Annotated in this window: 10 protein-coding genes; 7 read left to right on the top strand and 3 right to left on the bottom strand. The window is 75.1% G+C overall.

Features of this window, described 5'->3' with window-relative positions:
• Nucleotides 1-25 precede the first annotated feature (25 nt).
• The gene (locus tag ABZ249_RS00295) at nucleotides 26-820 is read left to right on the top strand and encodes a TetR/AcrR family transcriptional regulator (RefSeq protein WP_355255087.1); all 795 of its coding nucleotides are present in this window, start codon (nucleotides 26-28) and stop codon (nucleotides 818-820) included.
• 46 nt (nucleotides 821-866) lie between these two features.
• Here the strand turns inward: ABZ249_RS00295 and ABZ249_RS00290 are convergent, their stop codons facing one another.
• The 3 genes from ABZ249_RS00290 to ugpC form a co-directional block, all read right to left on the bottom strand.
• Nucleotides 867-2,069, bottom strand: coding sequence for a cupin domain-containing protein (locus ABZ249_RS00290; RefSeq protein WP_355255084.1), 1,203 nt, complete (start codon nucleotides 2,067-2,069; stop codon nucleotides 867-869).
• A 214-nt stretch (nucleotides 2,070-2,283) separates the two neighbouring features.
• Nucleotides 2,284-4,476, bottom strand: a complete 2,193-nt coding sequence (locus ABZ249_RS00285; RefSeq protein WP_355255081.1) for a prolyl oligopeptidase family serine peptidase — start codon at nucleotides 4,474-4,476, stop codon at nucleotides 2,284-2,286.
• A 314-nt stretch (nucleotides 4,477-4,790) separates the two neighbouring features.
• Nucleotides 4,791-6,008, bottom strand: a complete 1,218-nt coding sequence (gene ugpC, locus ABZ249_RS00280) for a sn-glycerol-3-phosphate ABC transporter ATP-binding protein UgpC (protein ID WP_355255992.1) — start codon at nucleotides 6,006-6,008, stop codon at nucleotides 4,791-4,793.
• Nucleotides 6,009-6,696: 688 nt separating this feature from the next.
• On the opposite strand from ugpC, the gene lnt reads away from it, so the two are divergent.
• The 6 genes from lnt to ABZ249_RS00250 all read left to right on the top strand — a co-directional run bounded on the left by lnt (nucleotide 6,697) and on the right by ABZ249_RS00250 (nucleotide 14,191).
• A complete protein-coding gene (lnt, locus tag ABZ249_RS00275) occupies nucleotides 6,697-8,256 on the top strand; it encodes an apolipoprotein N-acyltransferase (RefSeq protein WP_355255078.1) in 1,560 nt (519 codons plus the stop codon).
• Between the two features lie 111 nt (nucleotides 8,257-8,367).
• On the top strand, nucleotides 8,368-8,934 hold the full coding sequence (locus ABZ249_RS00270) for an FxsA family protein (RefSeq protein WP_355255075.1): 567 nt from the start codon (nucleotides 8,368-8,370) through the stop codon (nucleotides 8,932-8,934).
• A gap of 206 nt (nucleotides 8,935-9,140) precedes the next feature.
• A complete protein-coding gene (locus ABZ249_RS00265) occupies nucleotides 9,141-10,148 on the top strand; it encodes an aldo/keto reductase (RefSeq protein WP_355255072.1) in 1,008 nt (335 codons plus the stop codon).
• A gap of 220 nt (nucleotides 10,149-10,368) precedes the next feature.
• Nucleotides 10,369-10,944, top strand: coding sequence for a (2Fe-2S)-binding protein (locus ABZ249_RS00260; RefSeq protein ID WP_355255069.1), 576 nt, complete (start codon nucleotides 10,369-10,371; stop codon nucleotides 10,942-10,944).
• Nucleotides 10,944-11,945 carry a xanthine dehydrogenase family protein subunit M gene (locus ABZ249_RS00255; RefSeq protein ID WP_355255066.1) on the top strand — a complete coding sequence of 334 codons (1,002 nt, stop codon included), beginning with the start codon at nucleotides 10,944-10,946 and terminating at the stop codon, nucleotides 11,943-11,945. The genes ABZ249_RS00260 and ABZ249_RS00255 overlap by 1 nt, the downstream gene beginning before the upstream one ends.
• Nucleotides 11,942-14,191, top strand: a complete 2,250-nt coding sequence (locus ABZ249_RS00250) for a xanthine dehydrogenase family protein molybdopterin-binding subunit (RefSeq protein WP_355255063.1) — start codon at nucleotides 11,942-11,944, stop codon at nucleotides 14,189-14,191. The genes ABZ249_RS00255 and ABZ249_RS00250 overlap by 4 nt, the downstream gene beginning before the upstream one ends.
• Nucleotides 14,192-14,235 lie beyond the last annotated feature (44 nt).

Raw genomic sequence — 14,235 nt, 5'->3', positions numbered from 1 at the left:
CGACGACCCCGACGACTGGTGGCCCATGACGACCGAGGACGAGCGCAAGAGCCGGATGGCGCGGGATGTGGAACTGCTCTGGGGGCTGGACACGGCGCCCGCCCGGCGCGGTCCCAAGCCCCGCCTCAGCCGGGAGGCGGTGGTCCGCGCGGCGGTCGCCGTCGCCGACACCGAGGGCATCGAGGCGGTCTCGATGCAGCGGGTGGCCAAGGAGCTCGGCTACACCACGATGTCCCTGTACCGGCACGTGGACAGCAAGGAGGACATGCTCGTCCTCATGCTCGACGCCGCCATGGACGGCGAGCCCCCCGGCCCCCGCGAGGACGGCGACTGGCGCGCCGGCCTGGAGGAGTGGTGCCACCGCGCCATCGACATGTCGCGCGCCCACCCCTGGTCGGTGTACGTCGGCATCTCCGGGCCTCCCAGCGGGCCCAACGGCCTGCGCTGGATGGAGTCGGGCCTGCGGGAGCTGGTCGCCTCGGGCCTGGACATCGGTGAGGCGCTCCAGATGCTGGTGCTGCTCTCGGCCGTCACCCGGGAGACCGCGCGCCTGGAGGCGGACATGTCGCGCGCCGCCCGCGCCGCGGGGGGCACCATGGTGGACAGCGAGCGCGACTACAGCCTCGGGCTGCGCAGGGTGGTGACCGCCGAGCAGTTCCCCACCATCGCCCGCATGCTCGAGGAGCACATCCTCGAAGAGGAGGCCGGGGAGGCCGACGAGCGCTCCGGCGGCCCGGCGGAGGAACTCGACTTCGGCATCCGCCGCATCCTGGACGGGATCGAGGTGTACGTGCGGGCCAAGCGGGCGGGCGGGACGTGACGGGGGCGGTGCCGCGCCCGGCGCGGCACCGCCCCCGTCAGGCGGTTCAGCGGATGAGGACCAGGTGGTGGCGGGCCAGCACCGACACCACCTGCGCGGCCCGCTCCGGCGCCGTGCCCGCGGCCCCGGCCAGCTCCGCCACCGTCAGCGACCGCCGCTCGGCCAGCACCCCCAGCACGTCCTCGACCTCCGCCGGGAACGTGTACCGGCGGCCGCCCACCGACAGGGCGACCCGGTCGCCCTCGCGGGCCGCCGGCGGCGGCAGGATCGGCACGAACTCCACCCGGGCGTCCGGCCCCGGCACGCCCTCCTCCACCGGCCAGGGCAGCGAGAACGACGTGCGCCGCGGGAACCGCGCGTCCCGCTCGGCCAGGAACGCGTCCAGGTCGGCCTCCTCGGCCAGCTCCGCCAGCCGCGCCGCCAGCTCCCGCCGGTGCTTGCGCCGCACGTCCGGGTCGGCGAACCGGGGCAGGTCCCGCCGGAACGCCTCCTCCTCGAACAGCCGCCGCACCAGGGCCTCGGCCCAGTCCACACCGGTCGCCCGCGTGAACCCGAACGTCAGGTGCAGGCTCACGTCGCCGGTCCCGGTCACCGTGTGCCACCAGCCCCGGGGCACGTGCAGCACCTGCCCGGGCCGCAGCACCCCTTCCCACACCACCTGGAGTTCGCCGTCGGCGTCCCGCGGCGGGGTGTGCGCGTGGTCCACGTCGTTCTTCATCGGGTGGGGGCGCGACCCGGGGCCGTGCACCTGCCAGTGCTTGGTCCCCTCCACCTGCACGATCACCGTGTCGTGGTCGTCCCAATGGGTGTCGAACCCGCGCGACTCGCCCCAGATCAGGTACATGTTGGCCTGCACGCGCTCGCGCACGAGCCGCATCAGGTCGTCGGAGGCGGCCGCCACCGGCGGGTGCATCCGGTCCAGCCCGTCCAGCACCAGGCTCGCCCCGGCGCGCAGCTCCCGGTACAGCGCCTCGGGCCGCACCACCCGGCGCGTCACCCGGGAGGCCGTCCCCACCTCGGTGTACCGGTCCACCGGGACCGGGGAGCCGTCCCTGTGCAGCCGCAGCCGCGGCGGCTCGGGGGCGCACGCCGCCAACAGGGCGTTGAGGTCGTCGAACGTCACCAGGGAGCGCACCGCGTCCGCGCCCAGGTCGGCGAACACGAACTCCTCCGACAGCCGCGCGGTCAGGGCCTTCCGGCCCACGGCGCCGCACAGCCCTTCACTGAACAGGTGGCCGGGATCGGTCACTGGGTTCCCGCCTTTCAACGGCGAAGGGGCCCGCCCGGCCCGGACACGGCCGGACCGGGCGGGTGCGGATGGGATCAGATGAAGTCGGAACTGGAGTCGGTACCGTCGCTGTCGCCGCCCGCGGTGATGTCGCGGGAGGTCACCTCGGCCAGCTCCTCGACCTCGACCTCGATGGGGTCCATGTGCCGCACCTCGCTTTCCGTGTGGGTTTCCTCTAGGACCAGGGCCGGCCCCGCGCCGGGCGGCGCGGCGACAGCCCCGTTCGGTGGGCCGCGAACGCGTGCGCGTCCGCGGCGAGCCCCACCGCGCGGCCGACCGCGCGCGGGCCGTGCCCGACGTCGCGCTCGTACCGCAGCAGGGCCGGTGGCCGCCCGTCCTCGGGCCGGGCCGCCGCCAGCAGCGCCGCGCACATCTTGCGCGGGTGGGCGGCGTCGGTCCGGGTGTCCCCGGCGAACCCGGTGAGCAGCACGCTCGGGTACCGCAGTCCCGGCGTGCGCACCGCGCCCTCCAAGACCCGGTGGTAGGGCGAGTAGGACATCAGGGCGGCGAAGTCGTCGGGGTCGGCGACGGTCCCGAACTCGCGGGTCCACATCCGCCCCAGGCCCAGGTGCTCGAACCGGGCCATGTCGGCCAGCGGCGCCGAGGCGATCACCGCCGAGCACAGGTCGGGCCGGGCCGCGGCGGCGGCCAGCACCAGCAGCCCGCCGGCGGAGCCGCCGGACAGGCACAGCCCCGAGCGGACGCACAGGCCCCGGGCTACCAGGGCGTCGGCGGCCGCCACCAGGTCCTGCACCGCGCGCGGCTTGCCGCGCCCGGCCCCGGCCAGGTGCCACTCGCGGCCGATGTCGCCGCCGCCGCGCACGTGCGCCACCGCGTAGCGCCCGCCCGAGGCCAGCCAGGCCAGCACCGTCGCGCTGAACCCGAACCGGCGCGGACGGCCGAACCCGCCGTAGGCGTGCAGCAGCGTCGGCAGCGGCTCCGCCGGCCGCCCCGCCCCGGAACCGGGGGGCGGGGCCTTCGCGGCGGCGCCGCGCGCGGTCAGGACGGTGACGGGCACCCGGGTGCCGTCGGCCGAGCGGCACCACAGCACGGTGCGCTCCACCTCCGGCGCGGGCGGCGGTGCGGCGGCCCCGGCGGGCCAGGGCAGCGGGCGGGCCGAGCCCGGGGCCAGGCGCAGCACGCGCTGCTGGGCGGTGACGTCGGCGTAGCCCAGGTACACGGCCCCGTCGGGAGCGGCGGCCGGACCGCTCACCATGCCCTCGCCGGGCAGGTCGACGGTGCGCGCCGGGGCCCCGGTCCTGGCGTCGTGCACGGTGGCGGAGTCGATGCCCAGCCGGGTGCGCACCACCAGCAGCTCGGGGGCGTCGGCGGTGCCGCAGGGGGCGAACGCGTCCAACGTGCCGCCCTCCTGCTGGGGGACCACCTCGCGCCAGTGCTCCGGCCCGGGCCGGTCCGGGTGCGCGGCGCAGATCCGCCGCCAGGGGGCGTCCAGGGTGGTGCGCAGGTACAGCAGCCCGTCCGGGCCCAGGTCGGCCTCGGTCTCGGCCTCCACCCCCACCTGGACCGGCCGGAAGTCCGGCGCCTGCGGCGGCCCGGCCTCCAGGTCGGCCAGCCACAGGTCGGTGCGGTGCCCGGTGCCGTGGCTCTCGGTGAACAGCAGCAGCCGCCCGCCCAGGACCCGCACGCCGGGCACGGTCCCCGGCCCCGAGCAGGCCCGCACGAACGCCTCGGTGCCGTCGGCGGCCCGGCGCAGCCACACCCCGCGGGTGCCGCCCTCGTCGTCGCGCCGCACGTAGTAGAACGCGGGCGGGCCCTGCGGCGTCCAGGCCACGTGCGAGTAGCGGACCCCGCGCACCGGCGGGCCGATCGGGATGCCGTCGGCGGTGCGCAGCACCTGGAGGACGCCGCGCTCGACCCCGCCGGTGGAGGTCTGCACCGCGACCAGGCGCCCGGTGGGGTCCGGCTCCCAGGCGTCCAGGGTGGTGCGTCCGCTGGGGTCGGCCGCCGCCGGGTCGTAGACCACCCGGGCCCGGTCGGCGCGCACCGCGGCGGCGGCCGCGGCGGTCCCGGCGGGGAGGCCGGCGGGGACGTCGAAGGCGACCAGGCGCGGGTGCTCGGCCCCGGACGGGCGCACGGTGGCCATGACGAGCCCGGGGCGGTGCACCGGCGCCGACCACAGGTCGGCGTCCAGGTGGAAGCGGATGCGCTCGGCGAGCCGGTCGCGCAGCGGCCACCCGGCGGCCTCGCGGGCGTGGTCGCGGGCCCGCTCCTCCAGCCACCGCAGCGTCCGCGGGTCGTCGGCGGACTCCAGCCATCGGTAGGGGTCCGGCACGGGGCGGCCGTGCAGGGTGTCCACGACGGACGAGGGTTCGCGGACGAGGGCGACTCCGGGGGCTCGGTTGCGCACCCTCACATCGTTCGGCTCGCCGTGTCGGACGGTCAAGAAAGAACCGGCTCACCCGGAGGTGACACGGGCCTTGCCAGAAGGTGAGGTCCGCAGGCCGGGACGGTGGCGGACCGCGCCCCCCGGGATTCGGACCGACCCTATCCGCGCGGAACGGGGTACCGGTGCGGACGGAAGCGGGAGGAGGGCGGCGCACGTGAAAGGGCGGCGCCCCGCTCGGAGCGGGGCGCCGCAGGGCAGGGGTGTCAGGTGCCGGGCGTCAGTGGCGAGAGGACCGCCCGGCCACCTCGGGAGTCGACACCCCGTCCGAGTCCGCGTCAGACGTTGTCCGGGTGGCCGATGGCCAGGCCGGTCTCCTGGTCGAAGAAGTGCAGCTGGCTGACGTCGACCGCGAGCGTGATCGTGCTGCCCGGGCGCACCTGGCTGCGCGGGCTCACGCGGGCGGTGAAGAACGAGCGGTTCGCGCCCAGCGGCAGCGCGGCGTCGCCGTCGGAGTCGTCGCCCGCGGCGTCCTTGGCCAGGGCGGCGGCGTCCTCGTGGCGGACCGGCGGGGCGTCCACCGTGAAGATCACGTTGATCTCGGTGCCCAGCTCCTCGGTGACGTCCGCGGTGACCTGGATGCGCGGGTCGCCGTTGCCGTCGAGCTCGGCGTCGCTGAAGTCCGACGGGCGGATGCCCAGGATGATGTCGCGGCCCAGGTACTCGCGCAGGTTCGGGCGGGAGTCCAGGACGGAGGCGGGGACCGGCAGGGTGTGCTCGGCGAACTTCAGCACCGCGCCGCCGCCCTCGGAGGTCAGCGAGGCGTCCACGAAGTTCATGGCGGGGGAGCCGATGAACCCGGCGACGAACAGGTTGACCGGGGCGTCGAACAGGCGCTTGGGGGTGTCCACCTGCTGGAGGCGGCCGTCGCGCAGCACCGCGACCCGGTCGCCCAGGGTCATGGCCTCGATCTGGTCGTGGGTGACGTAGACGGTGGTGACGCCCAGGCGCTCGTGCAGCTGGTTGAGGGAGGCGCGCATCTGGACGCGGAGCTTGGCGTCCAGGTTGGACAGCGGCTCGTCCATGAGGAAGGCCTGCGGCTCGCGGACGATGGCGCGGCCCATGGCCACACGCTGGCGCTGGCCGCCGGAGAGGGCGCCGGGCTTGCGCTTGAGGTAGGGCTCCAGGCCCAGCATCTCGGCCGCCTCCTGCACGCGGCGGGCGATCTCGGGCTTGGGGACCTTGCGCAGCTTCAGGCCGAAGGCGAGGTTCTGCTCGACGGTCATGTGCGGGTAGAGCGCGTAGTTCTGGAAGACCATCGCGATGTCGCGGTCCTTGGGCGGGCGGTCGTTGACGATCTCGTCGCCGATGACCAGGGTGCCGGCGGAGATCTCCTCCAGGCCCGCGATCATGCGCAGCGCGGTGGACTTGCCGCAGCCGGACGGGCCGACGAGCACCATGAACTCGCCGTCCTCGATCCGCAGGTTCAGGTCGTCGACGGCTTTGACGCCGCCGCCGTAGATCTTGTCGACGCCCTCGAGGACGATCTCCGCCATGTCTGTGCTCCGCTGCATCGGGTCGGGGGTGACAGGGGTCTCGTGGCCGTCGACCCGGGTCACCCGGACCGGTTCGTGTTCGGGTTGATCGAACCGGACTGCTTTGCTGATCACATCAGACAGGATTCTGATCGAAAAGTCCATAGTCGGATCGGAGTCGATCTGATTGCGGTCAGACTGAAACCCGGAGTGCTCAACTGGCATGGCGGCCCCAGGTGCGTTAGCCTGTCCGACGGTTCACCACTTCCTCCCCGACGGACACTCTGCGGGGCCGCCACGACACGGCGGCCGGGTTGAGGCATCCGGTTGGGGAGTCTGGGTAACCTAACGACCAGTCCAGCACTGGACGGACCGGTTGTGCGGCCCCCACTCGTCCGATCGGACGCTGCATCACGCGCCAGGTGCAGCCGGGATCGGGTGAGGGGCGGAAGTAGCGCGACCGGGCGGGGGGTTGGACCCGGAAAAGGCCCGAACATCCAGTAGACAACGGTCTTCCGAGCTCGCCGCCGACGGGACGGAGCCGGTCCGAAGGGTGGCTCGGGCCTTTTCCGCGTCCCCCCAATATGCTGACCGCACACCCTCACCACACCTGCGGAAAGCGAGACCCCACGTGGTCACCGAACACACGGAGCGGGGCGGGGCCCCCGCCGCCGGCCCCCAGGCGCCCACGGCGCCGGTGAGAGGCCCAGTGGCCGGCGTCCTCCCCCTCGGTCACCGCTGGGGACGGTACGACCTCCTGTGGCGCGTCCTCGCCGCCGCGGGCTCGGGCCTGGCCCAACTGCTCGCCCTGCCCCCCTACGGTCTGTGGTGGCTGGGGCCGCTGAGCGCCGCACTGCTCCTCTTCGCCGTCGCCGGGGCCCGGATGCGCCGCGCAGCCTGGCTGGGAGTCCTGTCCGGGGCCGCCCTCATGGTCCCGCTGGTGCGGTGGCAGGACGTGTTCGGCACCGACGTGTGGCTGCTCATCGCCGCCGCCGAGACCGTCTACTACCTGCCCATGGCCATGGGCATCGCCCTGGCCGCCCGGCTGCCGGGCTGGCCGGTGTGGACCGCCGCCCTGTGGGTCGCCCAGGAGGCCGTGCGCGCCCGCTGGCCGCTGGGCGGCTTCCCCTGGGGCAAGCTCGCCTTCGCCCAGCCCGACACGCCCTTCTCCGGATACGCCGCCCTGGGCTCCTCCGCGCTGGTGACCTTCGCCGTCGCCCTCACCGGCGGCCTGCTGCTGTGGGCCCTGCTGCGGGTCGTCGCGCGCGGCCCGCGGGCCGGCCTGCCCGCCGCGGCCCTCGCCCTGGCCGCCGCCGCAGCGGTCGTGCTCTGCGGCACCGTCGCCCCGGCCGTCGGCCGCCCCCCGGCGGGGGAGACCGTCACCGTGGGCATGGTGCAGGGCAACGTGCCCAACGTCGGGGAGATGTCCATCGCGGGCGAGCGCATGCAGGTCCTGCGCAACCACGCCGACGGCGTGCACGAGCTGGCCGGGGCCGCCCGCGCCGAGGGCACCGGACTGGACCTCGTCCTGCTGCCGGAGAACGCCAGCGACATCGACCCCTTCCGCGACCCGGCCGCCCGCGAGATCATCGACGCCGCCGCGGCCGACGCCGGGGTGCCCCTGCTGTGGGGGATGAGCCGCTTCAACGACGACGGCACCCGGTACGTGTCCAGCGTGGTGTGGGACCCCGAGACCGGGCCGGGGGAGATCTACGACAAGCGCTTCCTGGTGCCCTTCGGCGAGTACATCCCCTACCGCGACTTCTTCACCCGGTTCGTGCAGCGCCTGGAGCAGGTCAGCTCCGACGCGATCCCCGGCACCGAGCCCGGCGCCGTGGAGATCGGCGGCACCACCCTGGCCGTGGGCATCTGCTTCGACGTGGCCTTCGACGCGCCGGTGCGCGAGTCCGTGGCCGCGGGCGGCGGGATCATCGTCATCCCCACCAACAACGCCAACTACAACTTCACCGGCCAGTCCGACCAGCAGCTCGCCATCACCCGGCTGCGCGCGGTCGAGCACGGCCGCCCCGCCGTGGTGGTGTCCACCAGCGGCATCAGCGCGGTCGTGAACCCCGACGGCACGGTCGCCTACCGATCGCCCGAGGCCGAGGCCGACATCCACATCGCCGAGCTCACCGCCGCCGACGGCCCCACCCTCGCCACCCGGCTGGGCGCGGCCCCCGAGGCGCTGCTGGCCGCCGTGGGCCTGGCGGCCGTCGCCGTCGCGGTGGTCGCCTCCCGCAGGGCCCGCGGGGCCCGCCCGGAGTGACCCGCGCCCGGAGGCGGACGGCGGCGGCCGGGGAACCATGCGGGCCGGCGGGGCGTTCTTCCCGGTGAGGGAGGACCTCACCGGCCCGTACGACCCCGAGGATGGTTCCGTATGCCGATCCTGACAGTGCTCGCACTCATGGCGCTGCCCTTCGTCGAGGTGTGGCTCATGATCGTCGTCGGCGGTTGGATCGGCGTCCCATGGACGCTGGCCGCGCTGGTCGCCCTCATGGTGCTGGGCGTGGCGGTGCTGCGCCGGGCCGGGACCCGGGCCTTCCGCGACGCCGACGAGGCGCTGCGCTCGGGGCGGCAGCCGCGCGGCGGGCTGCTCGACCCGCTCATGCTCATGGCCGGCGGCGTCCTGCTGGTGATCCCGGGCTTCCTCACCGCGGCGGTGGGCCTGCTGCTGGTGCTGCCGTTCACCCGCCCCCTGTTGCGCTGGGCGTTCGCCGGCTGGGCCCAGCGGCGGATGCGCCGCATGCAGGACCGCATGGAGGAGGAGCTGCTGGCCCAGGGCGTGCGGGTGCCGGGCCAGGGCCCCTTCGGGCAGAGTCCCTTCGGGCAGAGCCCCTCCGGCGGCGCCGGGGCCGGTGCCGCCCGAGGGGAGGAGCGCCCCGCGACCTCGCGCGGCCGGGTCATCCAGGGCCGCTTCGAGCCGGAGGACGACACGAAGGACTGACCAGACCACCCTCCCTCCCGGTCCGCCGGGAGCGACGGGGCCCGCCGAGCGTCCGTCCCTCGGCGGGCCCCGTCCCGTGTCCGGACCCCCGCTTGGTATCGCTGATAACAGAAAACTGTTTCCCTTGGTTTGTATCTCTGATATCGTTCACTTGTTATCAGCGATACCAACGGGTCCGTCCGCGACCCGTCGGCGAAGGGAAGCGCATGAACCAGCGCACGCTCGGCACCACCGGCCCCACCGTCTCCGCCCTGGGCCTGGGCACCATGGGCATGTCCGACCTGTACGGCCCGGCCGACGAGGCCGAGGGCATCGCCACCGTCCACGCCGCCCTGGACGCCGGGATCACCCTGATCGACACCGGCGACTTCTACGGCGAGGGCCACAACGAACTCCTCATCCGCGACGCCCTGCGCACCCGCTCCCGCGACGACGCCGTCATCAGCGTCAAGTTCGGCGCCCGCAAGCAGCCCGGCGGGGCGTTCCAGCACGCGCCCTACGACACCACCCCGGCCGGGGTGAAGGACCGGCTCGCCTACACGCTGCGCCGCCTGGGCACCGACCACGTCGACATCTACCGGCCCGCCCGCCTGGACCCGGGTGTCCCCATCGAGGACACCGTCGGCGCCATCGCCGAGATGGTGCGGGCCGGGTACGTGCGCCACATCGGCCTGTCCGAGGTGGGGGCGCAGACCCTGCGCCGGGCCGCCGCCGTCCACCCCATCGCCGACCTCCAGATCGAGTACTCCCTGTTCTCCCGGGGCATCGAGGCCGACATCCTGCCCACCGCCCGCGAGCTCGGGATCGGCGTCACCGCCTACGGGGTGCTCTCCCGCGGCCTGCTCTCCGGCCACTGGAGCCCCGAGCGGGCCCTGGCCGCCGGTGACTTCCGCGGCCACAGCCCCCGGTTCCAGGGGGAGGAGCTCGCCGCCAACCTGCGCCTGGTCGAGGGGCTGCGCGCCGTCGCCGACGGGCTCGGCGCCACCGTGGCCCAGGTCGCCATCGCCTGGGTCGCCTCCCGCGGCGAGGACATCGTCCCGCTGGTGGGCGCCCGGCGCCGCGACCGCCTGTCCGAGGCCCTGGGCGCGCAGGACGTGAAGCTCTCCGCCTCGGACCTGGCCGCCATCGAGGCCGCCGTCCCGGCCGGGGCGGCGGCGGGCGACCGCTACATGGCCGCCCAGATGGCGTTCCTGGACAGCGAACGGCCGGCCTGACCGCGACCGGCCCCCGGGGCCCGGGGGCCGGTGTTTTACCCGACCTTGGCGCCCCGTGGACGCGGCGGCGGACCGAACGGTGCGAGCATCCACAGAGATCGAGAACACGGCGGCCGTCACCCGCCCGTGACGGGCGGCGGCCGCCGCGTGCACGTCCGCGCCCGAGGGGGAGCCCCATGTCCGCCGTCCGATCCGCCCGATCCGCCGCCGGGAGGGCGTCATGACGCCCCGCGAGCCCGGCCGCACGGGCACCGCCGTCCCCACCGTCCCCCGCCAGGCCGCCCGCGCCGAGGAACGCGGCGACCTGGGACCCGGACCGGTCGACGTCCTGCTCACCGTCAACGGCACCCGTCGCGGGGTCGCCGTCGAACCCCGGGTCAGCCTGCTGGACGCCCTGCGCGAGCGCCTGGGCGTGACCAGCCCCAAGAAGGGCTGCGACCAGGGGGCCTGCGGCGCCTGCACCGTCCACGTCGACGGCCGCCGCGTGCTCTCCTGCCTGACCCTGGCCGTGGCCTGCGCGGGCCGGGAGATCACCACGGCCGAGGGCCTGGCCGACGGCGACGAACTGCACCCCGTGCAGCGCGCCTTCGTCGAGGAGGACGCCTTCCAGTGCGGGTACTGCACCCCCGGGCAGCTGATGTCCGCGGTCGCCCTGCTGGAGGAGGGCCACACCGGCGACGACGCCGAGATCGCCGAGTGGATGAGCGGCAACCTCTGCCGCTGCGCCGCCTATCCCAACATCCGGCGGGCCGTGCGCAGCGTCCGCGACGGCGCCGGAGCGGAAGGGGACCGGTGATGCGGCCCTTCGCCTACACCCGCGCGACCGACGTCGACGCCGCCATCGCCGAGGTCGCCCGGGACCCCGGCAGCGAGTACCTGGCCGGCGGCACCACCCAGGTCGACATGCTCCGCATCGGGGTGGCCCGGCCGCGCCGCGTCGTCGACATCAACGACCTGCCCATCGCCGCCGTCGAGGAGCCGCCCGGCGGCGGGCTGCGCCTGGGCGGACTGGCCCGGATGAGCGACGTGGCCGCCCACCCGGCGGTCCGCGAGCGCTACCCCATGGTGGCGGAGGCCCTGGAGAAGGGCGCCTCGCCCCAGCTGCGCAACATGGCCACCATGGGCGGCAACCTCATGCAGCGGGTCCGCTGCGCCTACTTCCGCGACGGCGACCGCGCCTGCAACAAGCGCGCGCCCGGCAGCGGCTGCGCCGCGATCCCGGGCGTCAACCGCGACCACGCCGTGCTGGGGACCAGCGATCACTGCATCGCCACCCACCCCTCCGACGCGGCCGTGGCCCTCACCGCCCTGGACGCGGTGGTGCGGCTGCGCGGGCCGGCCGGGGAGCGCTCCGTCGCGTTCGACGACTTCTTCCTGCTCCCGGGGGACACCCCGGACCGCGAGCACCCCATCGGACACGGCGAGCTCATCACCGGCATCGACCTGCCCGACCTGCCGATGGCCCGCGCCTCCCACTACCTCAAGGTGCGCGACCGGGAGTCCTACGAGTTCGCGCTCACCTCCTGCGCCGCGGCCCTGCGCATGGACGGCGACGCCGTCGCCGAGGCCCGCATCGGCCTGGGCGGGGTCGCCACCAAGCCCTGGCGGGCCCGCCGCGCCGAGGACATCCTGATCGGCGCCCCGGCCACCGCCGAGGCGTTCGCCCGCGCCGCAGCGGCCGAGATGGCCGACGCGGTCCCGCGCTCCATGAACGGCTTCAAGATCGCACTGGCCGAGAGGACCATGGTCCGGGCGCTGACCACCGTCGCGTCCCGTATCGCAGGAGGGGCGGCATGACCATTCCACCGCAGATCGGCCGGGGCATGGACCGGGTCGACGCCCGCGCCAAGGTCACCGGCGCCGCCCGCTACTCCGCCGAGCACGGGCCGCCCGGCACCCTGCGCGCGGTCCTGGTGGGCGCGCGGATCCCCCGGGGCCGGATCACCGCGATCGACACGTCCGCCGCCCGGGCCGCCGAAGGGGTCGCCGCCGTCCTGAGCCACCTGGACCTGCCCCGGGTGGCCGAGGCCCCGCACCTCATCCCGTCGCTGGCGGGCACCACCGCGCACGGGCAGAGCTTCTTCCCGATGCAGGACGACCGGGTCCACTACGCGGGCCAGCCCGTCGCCCTCGTGGTCGCCGACACCCTGGAGCGCGCCGAGTACGCCGCCGGGCTGGTCGACGTCTCCTACGAGGAGGAGCCCTGGGTCGCCACCCTCGCCCAGGGGCGCGGGGACGCCTACGAGCCCGAACGGATCTTCGGCGGGTTCGCCCCCGGCCGGATCGAGCGCGGCGACGTCGAGGCGGGCCTGGCCCGCGCCGACGTGCGGATCGAGAACACCCACCACTTCGCGGCCAACCACCACAACCCGATCGAGCCGTCCGCGACCACCGCCGTGTGGGAGGGCTCCGGGCTCACGCTGTACGACTCCACCCAGGGGCCCACCGCCACCCGGCTCACCGTCGCGCAGCTGCTCGGCATCCCGCCCTCGGACGTGCGGGTGATCAGTGGGTTCGTCGGTGGCAGCTTCGGCTCCAAGGCCATGGTCTGGGCGCACCCCACCCTGGCGGCGATGGCCGCCCGGCACGTGCGGGCGCCGGTCACCCTGGCGCTGAACCGCGCCCAGACGTTCACCAACACCGGGCACCGCGAGGAGCAGGAGCAGACGATCACCCTGGGGGCGACCCGCGACGGGCGGCTCACCGCCATCCGGTACTCCAAGACGTCGCCCACCTCGCCCTTCGACGACTGGGCCGAACCGTCCATGGGGGCGGTGAACCGCATGTACGCGTGCCCCGCCTTCGAGGGCGCGCACCACCTGTTCGAGGCCGCCACCATGACGCCGACGTTCATGCGGGCGCCCGGCGAGGCCACCGGCGCGTTCGTCATCGAGACCGCGATGGACGAGCTCGCCCACGAACTGGGCATGGACCCCATCGAGCTGCGGCTGCGCAACCACGCCGACCTCGACCCCGAGAGCGGGAGGCCCTGGTCCAGCAAGGGTCTGCGGGAGTGTTACACGCTGGGCGCCGAGCTCTTCGGCTGGGCCGACCGCGACCCGGCACCGGTCACCGGCGCCGCCCGCGACGGCCACTGGGTGCTGGGCACCGGCATGGCCGGCGCCATCTACCCGGTGGTCGGGGTCTTCAACCCGCAGAGGGCCCGCGCCCGCGTGTACGCCGACGGGCGCGCCGTCATCGAGACCGGCTGCTCCGACTTCGGCACCGGCGCCGGCACCGTGCTGCGGCAGGTCGCCGCCGACGCCCTGGGCCTGGAGGCCGAGGCCGTGACCGCCCACTACGGCGACACCGACCTGCCCACCACCGTCGCCGCCGTCGGCTCCGCGGGGGCCGGGGCGATCAGCGCCGCCGCCCACACCGCCGCCACCGCCCTGCGCGAGCGGCTCGTCGCCCAGGCCGTCGCCGACCCCGGCTCGCCCCTGCACGGCGCCGACCCGGCCGCCGTCCGGGTGTCCGGAGGCCGCATGGTCCGGCCCGACACCGGGGCGGGGGAGACCTACGGGGAGATGCTCGGCCGCCACATGACCTTCGACGCCGAGGCCCTGGGCGAATGGGCGCCGCCGGAACAGGGGGAGTACGGGACGGCCACCTTCGGCGCCCAGTTCGCCGAGGTCGCCGTCGACCCCGACCTGGGGCTGGTCCGGGTGCGCCGGATGCTCGGGGTGTTCGCCCCGGGCCGGGTCCTCAACTACAGGACCGCCCGCAGCCAGCTGATGGGCGGCATGCTCTGGGGGCTGGGCCAGGCGCTGCTGGAGGCCACGCACATGGAGCCGAACCGGGGGCGCTGGCTCAACGCGGGCCTGGACGGCTACCTGGTCCCGGTCAACGCCGACGCCCCGGACGTGCGGGTGGAGATGATCGAGGTCGAGGACCGCGCGGTCAACCCGCTCGGCGTCAAGGGGGTCGGGGAGATCGGCCAGGTGGGGATGGCCGCGGCCATCGCCAACGCGGTCTTCCACGCCACCGGGCGCAGGTTCCGCGACCTGCCCATCACGGTCGAGGCGGTCATGGCCCCGGCCTGAACGCGGTCGCGGGGGAACGAGGCCGTGCCCGGAGCCGCATCCGG

Origin of the sequence: Nocardiopsis sp. NPDC006139, from assembly GCF_040614155.1 — a bacterium.
GTDB lineage: Bacteria > Actinomycetota > Actinomycetes > Streptosporangiales > Streptosporangiaceae > Nocardiopsis > Nocardiopsis changdeensis.
The sequence above is the reverse complement of the archived record's forward strand: the minus strand, read 5'-3'. Positions and strand labels throughout refer to the sequence as shown.